Below are 10,973 nucleotides of genomic sequence, written 5' to 3'. Positions count from 1 at the left end.
CCCCCCCCCCCCCCCCCCCCCCCCCCCCCCCCCCCCCCCCCCCCCCCCCCCCAACAACCCCCCCCCCCCCGCCCCCCCCCCGCGGGCGCCCCCGCCGCCCCCCCCACCCCCGAGGCGAGAGACTAGGCGCTGGCCGCCGCGCCCTCGGCCACCGGCCGGAAGTTCGCAAAATCCCAGCCGCGGCCTGGCGCTGCCTCGAGCAAGGCTCTGGTGTACGCCTCCTTCGGATGCGTCAGCACTTCGGCGGCCGGACCCTGCTCGACGACGCGGCCGTGTTGCATCACCATGACCTCGTCGCAGATCTGTGCTGCGACGCGTAGATCGTGAGTGATGAACAGGATGGCGATGCCGAGCCGCTGCTGGATCTCGTCGAACAGTTCCAGCACCTGCGCCTGCACGGAGACGTCGAGGGCGGAGACCGCCTCGTCCGCGACCAGCACGTCGGGATCGAGTGCGAGCGCGCGGGCGATCGCAATGCGCTGACGCTGGCCGCCGGAGAACTGGTGCGGATAGCGCGCGACCGCATCGGCGGGCAGGCCGACCAGCTCGAGCAATTCGCGCGCACGCTTCGTTGCGTCGGCATGCGACACGCCGTAATTGATCGGGCCTTCCGCGATGCTTTCGCCGACGGTGACGCGCGGGTTGAGCGAGCGGTAGGGGTCCTGGAATACGATCTGGATCTTCTTCCGATGCGGCTGCAACAGCCGCCGCGAAATGTCCGAGATCTCGCGGCCGGAGAGGCGCACGCCGCCCGAAGTCGGGTCGATCAGGCGGACGATGCAGCGCGCCACGGTCGATTTGCCCGAACCGCTCTCGCCGACGATGCCGAGCGTGCGACCCTTGCGTAGCGTCAGCGTGACCTTGTCGGCAGCGACGACCTCGCGGCCTTTACCGAAGAACGCGCGCTCGCGGTAGACCTTCCCAAGCTCGTTGGCTTCCAGCACCACCGGTTCCTTGGTCTCAAGCCGTGCCGCGCGCGGCACCAGGCTCGGTACTGCGGAAAGCAGGTTGCGGGTGTACTCCATGGTCGGATTGCGCAGGATGGAATCCAGCGTTCCGGTCTCGACCAGTCGGCCCTGCCGCATCACGGCGACGCGGTCGGCGATCTCGGCGACCACGCCCATGTCGTGGGTGATGAACAGCACGGCGGTTCCGTGATCGCGCTGGAGGTCGCGGATCAGGGTCAAGATCTGCTTCTGCGTGGTGACGTCGAGCGCGGTGGTCGGTTCGTCCGCAATGAGCAGCTTCGGTTCGAGCACGAGCGCCATCGCGATCATGATGCGCTGGCGCTGACCGCCGGAGAGTCGGTGAGGGTAGGAGGCAAAGATACGCTCAACCTGGGGCAGGCGCACCTGCTCCATCATGTCGAGGATACGCTTCTTGCGCGCCTTCGCGTCGAGTTTGGTGTGCGCGCGCAGGACTTCGTCGATCTGACGGCCGACCGGCATCACCGGATTGAGTGCCGTCATCGGCTCCTGGAAGATCATCGCCATTCGGGTCGCGCGGAGCTGCCGCAGGCGGCGGTCGGTCGCGGTGAGAATCTCCTCGCCGACCAGCTTGACGCTGCCGCCGGTGGGAACGAGCGTGCCCTTCGGCAGCAGACCCATCGTGGTCAGGGAGGTCACCGACTTGCCTGAGCCGCTTTCGCCGACAAGGCACAGCGTCTCGCGCTCGTGCACCTGGATCGAGATGCCGTCGAGGATGTTTGCAGCATTCGGCTTCTTGCCGACGGACACGACGAGGTTGTTGATGTCGAGGATGGGGCTGGTCATCACTTGATCGGTCATCATTTGCCTTCCCGCTGCTTCATGCGCGGATCGAGTGCATCGCGGGCGGCGTCGCCGATCAAATTGATGCTGAGGATGGCGATCGAGAGCAGCAGGCCCGGCCAGAAGATCAGCGTCGGCTTGAGCTGGAAGTACTGACGGCCCTCGGCCATGATGTTGCCCCAGGTCGGCGTCTCCGGCGAGATGCCGGCGCCGAGGAAGGAGAGGATGGCCTCAGTAAGGATCGCGGACGCGCAGACGTAACTGCCCTGCACGATCAGAGGTGCGATCGTGTTCGGCATCAAATGCCGCCACATGATCTTTGGCAGGGATGTGCCGACCGAGATCGCCGCTTCAACATAGGGCTCTTCGCGCGCCGACAGCACGACCGAACGCACCAGGCGTGCCACGCGCGGAACTTCGGGGATCGTGATCGCGATCAGCACCGTCCAGAGGCTGGCGCCGGACAGCGACACCACGGCGATTGCCAGCAGGATGCTCGGCATTGCCATCAGGCCGTCCATGATCCGCATCATGATGGAATCGACCAGCTTGAAGAAGCCGGAGACGAGGCCGATCGCCAACCCAATGACGATCGACATGATCGCCGAGCCGATGCCGATCAGAAGCGAAATGCGTCCGCCATACATCACGCGCGACAGCAGGTCGCGGCCATAGGCGTCGGTGCCGAGCAGGAATTGCGCCGAAGAGGGCTTCAGCCGCTGCGAGGGCGCAAGCTGGATCGGATCATACGGCGCGATCAACGGCGCCAGGATCGAGATCAGCACAACCAACCCCAGGCAGATGGTCGCCGCCGCGATGATCGGCGTCGAGGTCAGGAATCCGAGGCGCGGTCGCAGCGGCGACGTGATCGGGATGGAGGACTGGGGAAGGGTATCGACCGACATTTTTGTTGTTATCCTTAGCCCTAGTACCGGATCCGGGGATCGAGCAGCGTGTAGGCGACGTCGATCAGGAGATTGACGACGACATAGATCAGCGACGTCAGCAGGATCATCGCCTGGATCACCGGATAGTCGCGCGCCAGCACCGCATCCACTGTGAGGCGGCCGATGCCGGGGATGTTGAACACGCTCTCGGTGACGACGACCCCGGAGATCAAAAGCGCAAAGCCGGTACCGATCACCGTGATCACGGGCACGGCCGCGTTGCGCAGCGCGTGCCGCATCATCACGGCGACCTCGTTGATGCCTTTTGCCCGCGCGGTGCGGACGTAGTCCTCGCCGAGCACGTCGAGCATCGCCGCGCGCGTCATGCGCGCGATCAAAGCGATATAGATGAAGGACAGCGCACAGGTCGGCAGGATGATGCGCTCGAAGAACGGCCCAAACCCGTTCGAGATGCTGCGGAAGCCCTGCACCGGCACCCAGCGCAGGTCGATCGCGAAGACCTCGATCAGGATGTAGCCGACCACGAACACCGGCACCGAGAAGCCGAGCACGGACAGGCCCATCACGAAGCGGTCGATCCAGGTGCCGTGCTTCCACGCCGCGATCACACCCAGGGGAACCGCGACGATGACGGCGAGGATGATGGTCGACAGCGCGATCGAGATCGACGGCTCGACCCGCTGGCCGATCATCTTCATCACCGGAAGGTTGGAGATGAGTGACGTTCCGAGATCGCCATGCAGCAGCTTGTTCAGCCAGGTGATGAACTGCACGATCAGCGGCTCGTTGAGGCCGAGCGAGGTGCGGATGCGCTCGAGCCGCTCCGGCGTGGCGTTGTCGCCGGCCAGAATCGCGGCGGGATCGCCCGGAGTGAGGCGGAGCAGGAGGAAGACGAACAGCGCCACCACGCCCATCACGGGCACGGCGGCGAGAATTCGGCGAAGGAGATATCCGAGCAAGTTGGATCCCGTCAGATGAGAGTCAAATCAGAGACAGCGGCTGGAGCCTGGGGTTCTGCCACCAGCCTAACATTTCAGCAATTCCCATGCCATCCGGGCCACCGTTTTTGCAGTGCGGTCAACTTGTTTCGGTGATCTGGCCCGGTTTTGGCGATGTGGCTCGCGCCGTTACTCCAGAGTCGCGAGCAGCCCCGCCATCAGCCGGCCGCGTTCGACCAGACTTTCAACCTCGATATACTCTTCGAGCGTGTGGCCGTTGCCGCCACGCACGCCCAGGCCGTCGAGAGTCGGGATGCCCATTGCGCCCGTGAAATTGCCGTCGGAGCCGCCGCCGGCGCTCGCATGCGGCAGTTCTGCGCCAAGCGACTTGGCGATCCCGCGCGCCCTTTCATACAGCGCCATGGTGCCGGCATCAGGCTCCCAAACCGGACGTGTCACGCCGCGCGTCACCTTGAAGGTGACATCATTGGTTGTACCGGAGAGCGCCAGCATCCTCTCGACGCCGCGATCGAGGTCAGCCTGGCGCTTGGCCATCGAAAGCGCTTCGCCGGTGGCGGTCGTGGCAACGCAATTGACCCATTGACCCCCGTGCACGACGCCGACTGAAAACGTGCAGTCTTCGCCCGTCATCGCATCGATGGTGAGGATTTGCCGCGCCATCTCGCGAATCGCCGAGCGGCCTGCCGACAAGGTCGCGCCGGCGTGGCTGGGTCGGCCGATCGCCTCGAGATTGAAGCGCGCGATGGCGTAACGTCCGGTGGTGACGCCGTTGTCGGCGCGGCCGGGCTCCGGCACCAGCACGTATTTGTTGCGCGCGGCTTCCGCCTCGATGATATCGCGCGTGGAGGGTGTGCCGACTTCCTCGTCGGGCGTGAACAGCACGGTGATCGGCAGTGGCGTCGTGAACGAGGCGCGGGCCAGTTGTCGGATGGCTTCCAGCGAAAGATAATTGCCGCCCTTCATGTCGTAGATGCCGGGGCCATAGCACTTGTTGCCCTCGCGGCGCCATTTCAGCTTCTCGATGGTGCCTGTGGGGTGGACCGTATCCATGTGTCCGGCGATCAGGATGCCCGGTTCGCCCTGCTTCGGATGCGGAAAGCGGGCGCGGATCACGCCGCCAAAGCCCTGGCGACCGGCGATGCGCTCGATCGTCGCACCCATGATCGCCATCTCCCGCGCTGCGATATCGAGCATGCGGTTCACGGCGCTCGCGTCCCAGGTCGGGCTTTCGCATTCCACCCAGCCGCGCAGACCCTGGAGCATCGCTTCGGAATCGAAGGGAAGATTGGCTGGATTCATCTCAATGTCTCTCCAATGTCTCTTGGGCTTTGGAACATGGAACGCGCATTGCATCGGCGCGGGGCAGGACAGGCGGAGAGTGTTGTAGAGCCAAACCGATCCTTGTGGAGCCCGTGTGCGCGCCGCTTGGGCTTGCAGCGAAACCGGATTGACGCGCTCGGCACCGTCTGCAAGTCTCGAAAAGATAAAGGCATTGCATGAGGTTAGTTCGCCTAAAGAACGAACCGGATGCTCAATCAATAACCTGCCTTTGAACAGTTTCACGTCAGGAGAACTTTTTATGTTTAAGTTGATGCGCCGGGGGCCTCGCGCGTTCGCCTCCAAACTTGCGCTGTCGGTCGTCGCGCTTTCGACCGCACTGGCCTCGCCGGTGCTTGCGGCCGGCAAGACCATCACGGCGGTGATGCATTCGGATCTGCGCATCATCGATCCGATCTTCACCACGGCCTACATCACGCGTGACCATGGCTACATGATCTACGACACGCTCGTGGCGCCCGATTCGAACTTCACGATCCAGCCGCAGATGGCGGACTGGAAGATCTCCGACGACAAGCTCACCTACACGTTCACGCTGCGCGACGGCCTGAAGTGGCATGACGGTGCGCCGGTGACGGCGGAGGACTGCGTCGCCTCGCTCAAGCGCTGGGCCGCAGTCGATGGCATGGGCCAGAAACTGCTCGACTTCACCGCCAGCATCGAGCCGACCGATGCCAAGACCATCACGCTGAAACTGAAGGAGCCCTACGGCCTCGTGCTCGACTCGATCGGCAAGCCGTCCTCCCGCGTTGCCTTCATGATGCCGAAGCGCCTCGCCGAGACGCCGCCGGACAAGCAGATCCCCGAGCAGATCGGTTCGGGGCCCTTCAAGTTCGTGCAGTCGGAATTCCAGCCGGGCGTGAAGGCGGTCTACGTCAAGAACACCGATTACGTGCCGCGCAAGGAGCCGTCGAGCTGGACCTCCGGCGGCAAGGTGGTGAAGGTCGACCGCGTCGAGTGGATCACCATGCCGGACTCGCAGACCGCGGTGAACGCGTTGCAGTCGGGCGACATCGACTTCGTGGAAAATCTGCCTTACGACATGCTCCCGTTACTGGAAGCGAACAAGGACATCACGATCGAGGTCTCGAACAAGTTCGGTTTCCAGACGCTCGGCCGGATGAACTTCCTTTATCCGCCGTTCGATAATGTCAAAGTGCGCCGTGCTGCCTTTCTGGCGATAAACCAGAAGGACGTTCTCGACGCGCTCGTCGGCAACGCCAAATATCAGAAGGTCTGTGGCGCCTTCTTCGTGTGCGATACGCCGTTCGCGACGGAGGCCGGTGCCGAGACCCTGGTGAAGGGCAACGGCATGGCCGAAGCCAAGAAGGCGCTCGCCGAGTCCGGCTATGACGGCACCCCGATCGTGATCATGGCCCCCGGCGATGTCACGACGCTGAAGGCGCAGCCGATCGTTGCGGCTCAGTTGCTGCGCGAGGCCGGCTTCAAGGTCGACCTGCAAGCGACCGATTGGCAGACGGTGGTGAGCCGCCGCGCCAGTCAGAAGCCTCCGAAAGAGGGCGGCTGGAACATGTTCTTCACCAACTGGGTCGCGGCCGACGTCTCCAACCCGATCGCCAATCTCTCGATCGGCGGCCAAGGCAAGAAGGGCTGGTTCGGTTGGGCCGAGAACGCCAAGATCGAAAAGCTCAAGGACGACTTCGTTCGCGCCGCCTCGCTCGACGATCAGAAGAAGATCGCCGCTGACATCCAGAAGGAAGCCTATGAGCAGGTGATCTACATCCCGCTGGGGCAGTATCTCCTGCCGAGCGGCTGGCGCAAATCGCTGACCGGCGTGCTCGACGGTCCCGCGACCCCGCTGTTCTGGAACGTCGACAAGTCGGAGTAGGGCAAAGGCCCTTCCTTTCGTCCGGATCATCATGCGGCGCCGCTGTCATCAGCGGCGCCGCTCTTTTGCCAGTCTCGGTCCTTTGTTGACCTTACGCCGGCTGAGAAAGCGGATGCTTTCAACGTTCCCAGTCTGCGGTCATTGCTATTTGTTTCGATCCAGAACTAGATGTGTCGTGCTCGCGCATCATCTTCCTTCCTCCATTTGATTCCAGTGCCGATCGATTTTGCATTCCAGGCGATGGCCGAACGGTCCGATCGCGCGCCGGCACGATGGCGCCGGCCATTCCGGCGTTGGCTCGATGGCGTCGAGACGGGCTGGGCCGTGCCGCTTCTCGTCGCCTGCTTCGTCGGGATCTGGACGCTCTATCTGGCAGTCGCCTATGCCGGCGGCGGTCTGCACCCCGATACGCTGGAGGCCTGGACGCTGGGGCGGCATTTCGCGTGGGGCTATCCCAAGCATCCGCCATTGACCGGCTGGGTTGCCGCGAGCTGGAGCGCCATTTTTCCGCTCACTGACTGGTCGCTGCAATTGATGGCGATGGCCAACGCCGGGCTCGCGCTGGTCTTCGTCGATCGGATCGCGCGGCAATTCGTGAGGGGGCACAAGCGCGTCCTGGTGCTGTTGATCCTGATGCTGACGCCGGCCTATCAATTCCATGCCCAGCGCTTCAACGCCAATGCGGTGCTGCTGGCGGTCTGGCCGCTGGCGACCTGGTGCTTCCTGCGCGCATTCGAGACCCGAGCGGCGTCGTGGGCGGTTGCCGTGGGATGCACGACGGCACTGGCCATGGTCGGCAAATATTATTCGATCTTCCTTGTCGCGAGCTTCACGTTTGCCGCGCTGGCGCATCCGGCGCGACGCGCCTATTTCACTTCCGCCTCGCCCTGGATTTCGGTCGTCGTCGGGCTTGCGGCGCTGTCACCGCATCTTCATTGGCTCGCGACCACGGGGGCATCGACCTTCACCTACGCGCTGAACCATGCCAACGGCACTGCGGCGAGTTCTGCTGCTGATGTCAGGAACTTCCTTTTGGGCCTGTTGGCGGCCACGAGTGTGTCAGCCGTCAGCTGGGTATTGATCGCCGGCACGCGGCTGAAGCAGTTTCCGGACGATTTCGCGGCGATGAATCCGGGCCTGCGGCTCCTCTTTTACGTTGCCGTCGGCACGATTGCGCTGCCGGTCCTGATCTCGCTCGTGATGGGCACCGATCTGCCGTCGCTATGGGCTTTGCAAGGGTTGTTTCTGTTCGCCATTCTCGTGGTCTGCGGCGCAAATTATTCAATCGAGCGCTTTTACACCGTCAACCTCACCGTGGTCGTGGCCGGTGTCGCGCTCACGGCCGTCCTCGTCGCCGCGCCGACCCACGCGGTCTATCGCAACGATCACGGTTACGAGGAGGGGCGCAATTTCTACGCGCAAGCGGCGAGCCGATTGACACGCGAGTGGCGCGAACTGACGGACGAGCCGCTCGCCGCCGTCAGCGGCGACGATTCACTGGCCTTCGCGACAGCCTTCTACAGCCCGGACCACCCGCACCACGTGCGGCCGTTCGAGGATCAATATCTCGGGGGCTTGCCGCACAAGACGACGCTGGAGCGCGGCTGGGCCGCGCTCTGTTTTCGCGATCAGGATGATTGCAGCCGGTGGATGGACTCGGTGGCCGGGCGCGCCGAGCATTTCATCAGGCGGGAACTTATCATACAGGCGCAGCTATGGGGCCGGCCCGGTCTCACGCGGGAAGTGGTTGTGCTGATGGTGCCGCCCCGTGGAAGCGGCGCGGCACCCGAAGGCATTGCGGACGATTTCAGCGCCAGCAGGCGCGCAACGGAATAGGCGTCTTGCTCAGCAGTGGCTGTCGCGGACCCGCTCGAGCCCTTCACTCGCGAATGGCACGGTGACGGCGGTCTTTTCGGCGCTCGACGGCGTGCGTTCCGTCTCCGCCCGTTCCGCGGCGTCGTGGTCTTTACGGTGTTTCGGTTCCATTGAAGCGCCCTTTCAAATTGTTGCAGTACAACATCGAGAGCGCCACGGAGTTCCTCAGCCGATGGCGCGATGATGCGGCCTGAACAACCGTCCTCTCTCCACCACCAGCACGATCGCGAGCGCGGCGAGGGACGACACGAAGAAGCCGACCGAGAACGGCAGCAACGTGCCGTCGAAGCTTTGTCCGATGGCCATGCCGACGGCGATGCCGATCAGCGTGGTGATCGAGCCGTAGAGCGAGGACGCCGTGCCGGCGATGTGGCCCTGCGGCTCCATGGCGAGTGCAGTGAAGTTGGCGACCATCATGCCGAACGAGAACATCATCAGCGCCGAGAGCACCATGAACAGGGGAAGCGGCAACGCGGCGAGGCTTTCCGTCAGCAGCATCACTCCCGCCACCGCGGTGTAGAGCGTCAGCGCGCCGTGCGAGATCACGCGCATGCCGAGGGTCCCGACGAATCGCGCATTGAGAAAGCCGGCAATGGCGGTGCCGGCCGCGATCCCGGCGAAGGCGAGCGGAAAATAATGGCCGAGGTGATAGATGCCGACAAAAACTTGCTGAGCCAAAAATACGTAGGCGAACAGCGCGCCCATGACGCTACCGGCGGCGAGCGCATAGCCGAGGGTTTGGCGATGGGTCACGGTCTGCCAGTAGGCCGTGAGCACGTCGGCCGGCGCAAGCGACCTGCGTTCGCTCTCAGGCAGGGTCTCCGGAAGCCGCAGCACGGACCATGCAAGCGCGAGCAGCCCGTAGAGCATCAGCACGACGAAGATGCCGCGCCATTGCGTCACCAGCAGCACCGCCTGTCCGAACGAAGGGGCGATCACGGGGACGGCGATGAAGATCATCATCGCAAGCGACATCACGCTCGCCATGCGGCGGCCGACGTAACAGTCGCGCACGATCGAGGTCGCGATCACGCGAGTCGCCGAGGTACCGAAACCCTGCAGTGCGCGTGCCAGCAGCAGCGTCTCGAACGACGGCGCCGCAATCGCCAGCACGCTTGCCACCGCATAGACCGCCATCCCGCCGAGCAGCACCGGGCGGCGGCCAAAGCGATCCGACAGCGGGCCCATGACGAACTGCCCCGCGCCAAAGCCGATCAGGAAGGTCGACAGCACCAGCTGAAGATGGTTGGCGACGGGGATATTGAAGGCCGACCCGATATTGGGCAGTGCCGGGAGCATCATGTCCATCGCAAGCGGATTCAGCGCCATGATCGACGCGATCACGATGACGAATTCGGGGAAACCCATGGGACGGTGTCCCGAGGACACCCAGTCGTCGGCATTGACGTCGGACAAGAAGCTCACCTCTGATTTGAGGCCCTTATCTATCTTCAATGCTGCGTTGCACAAGCAACGTTTCGGGATGGCTGGCAGGCGGTGCAGGAGCAGACAGGAATTGATGAGGTATCAGCGCTCGCGGCCGCCGCGCGCGGCGGGATCCTCCGCGCAGCTTTCGTGGTGCGGGCAGCCGGGGTCGAACCGGCACAGCGCTTGCGCGCCGAGGGATTTTAAGTCCCTTGCGTCTACCAATTCCGCCATGCCCGCTTGATCCAACGAGATCAGCCACTTAAGTCCCTTGCCGGCGGTCTGGAATTGGCATTTGCAGGCCGGAGGGGTGGTTCTTCCTTAGGCGAGCCGGCGGCACAAGGCAAAGCCTCAATCCGGACATCTGTTGTTGCTTTAGGCATTCTCAATCGACGGGGACTATTCATCCGGCATGTCAGCTTTGATCCAATATCGCCTGCGCCCGTGCTGCGTGGTCGCCGCGCTGCTCGCGGCCGACTTCGCGCTGTCCGGCTGCGCCGGCATGAGCGAGACGGTCGCTCCGGCCTTTGCCGATCCCGCCAAGTACGAATTGTACGATTGCAAGCAGCTCGAAGGCGAGCGCAAGTCGATCGCCAACCGCACCGGCGATTTGCAGAGGCTGATGGACAAGGCACAGACCGGCGCGGGCGGCGCCGTGGTGTCGGAGCTTGCCTATCGCAACGACTACATCGCAGTACGCGGGCAGGCGCAGATGGCCGATGACGCTTGGCGCCGCAACAAGTGCCGGGAAACGCCCCCCGAGGCGACGCCGGCCGCCGCGGCGCCCGCAGCCAATCCTGGCCCGATCAAGCCTGGCCCGAAATCGACAAGAGCCGTGCGCTGAAACGTC

The 10,973-nt window shown here is 64.0% G+C and carries 8 protein-coding genes and 1 tRNA gene; 3 read left to right on the top strand and 6 right to left on the bottom strand.

Features of this window, described 5'->3' with window-relative positions; translation table 11 throughout:
• Nucleotides 1-122: 122 nt before the first annotated feature.
• The 4 genes from AC0L23_RS19250 to AC0L23_RS19235 all read right to left on the bottom strand — a co-directional run bounded on the left by AC0L23_RS19250 (nt 123) and on the right by AC0L23_RS19235 (nt 4,935).
• Nucleotides 123-1,772, bottom strand: a complete 1,650-nt coding sequence (locus tag AC0L23_RS19250; RefSeq protein WP_247299806.1) for an ABC transporter ATP-binding protein — start codon at nt 1,770-1,772, stop codon at nt 123-125.
• A gap of 14 nt (nt 1,773-1,786) precedes the next feature.
• Nucleotides 1,787-2,674 carry an ABC transporter permease gene (locus AC0L23_RS19245; protein ID WP_473357242.1) on the bottom strand — a complete coding sequence of 296 codons (888 nt, stop codon included), beginning with the start codon at nt 2,672-2,674 and terminating at the stop codon, nt 1,787-1,789.
• Between the two features lie 20 nt (nt 2,675-2,694).
• Entirely contained in the window at nt 2,695-3,636 is a 942-nt protein-coding gene (locus tag AC0L23_RS19240) for an ABC transporter permease (RefSeq protein ID WP_007602533.1), read from the bottom strand.
• Between the two features lie 168 nt (nt 3,637-3,804).
• The gene (locus tag AC0L23_RS19235; RefSeq protein ID WP_473357241.1) at nt 3,805-4,935 is read right to left on the bottom strand and encodes a M20/M25/M40 family metallo-hydrolase; all 1,131 of its coding nucleotides are present in this window, start codon (nt 4,933-4,935) and stop codon (nt 3,805-3,807) included.
• A 280-nt stretch (nt 4,936-5,215) separates the two neighbouring features.
• Here AC0L23_RS19235 and AC0L23_RS19230 point away from each other — a divergent pair, with 280 nt between their 5' ends.
• Together AC0L23_RS19230 and AC0L23_RS19225 are read left to right on the top strand one after the other, a co-directional pair.
• Nucleotides 5,216-6,823 (top strand): ABC transporter substrate-binding protein, encoded by a 1,608-nt coding sequence (locus AC0L23_RS19230; RefSeq protein WP_473357240.1) that lies wholly within the window; start codon nt 5,216-5,218, stop codon nt 6,821-6,823.
• A 240-nt stretch (nt 6,824-7,063) separates the two neighbouring features.
• Nucleotides 7,064-8,659: a glycosyltransferase family 39 protein gene (locus tag AC0L23_RS19225; RefSeq protein ID WP_473357239.1), complete on the top strand. Its 1,596-nt coding sequence runs from the start codon at nt 7,064-7,066 to the stop codon at nt 8,657-8,659.
• Nucleotides 8,660-8,863: 204 nt separating this feature from the next.
• Here AC0L23_RS19225 and AC0L23_RS19220 read toward each other — a convergent pair whose 3' ends face one another.
• Nucleotides 8,864-10,114, bottom strand: coding sequence for a multidrug effflux MFS transporter (locus tag AC0L23_RS19220; protein ID WP_026232922.1), 1,251 nt, complete (start codon nt 10,112-10,114; stop codon nt 8,864-8,866).
• Nucleotides 10,115-10,274: 160 nt separating this feature from the next.
• Nucleotides 10,275-10,363 (bottom strand) — tRNA-Leu (locus tag AC0L23_RS19215).
• Between the two features lie 172 nt (nt 10,364-10,535).
• Here AC0L23_RS19215 and AC0L23_RS19210 point away from each other — a divergent pair.
• Nucleotides 10,536-10,967, top strand: a complete 432-nt coding sequence (locus AC0L23_RS19210) for a twin-arginine translocation pathway signal (protein WP_085351108.1) — start codon at nt 10,536-10,538, stop codon at nt 10,965-10,967.
• Nucleotides 10,968-10,973: the final 6 nt, after the last annotated feature.

Source organism: Bradyrhizobium sp. MI1.4 (assembly GCF_055811315.1).
Note: the sequence above shows the minus strand (reverse complement) of the source record. Positions and strands in the feature narration are given on the sequence as shown.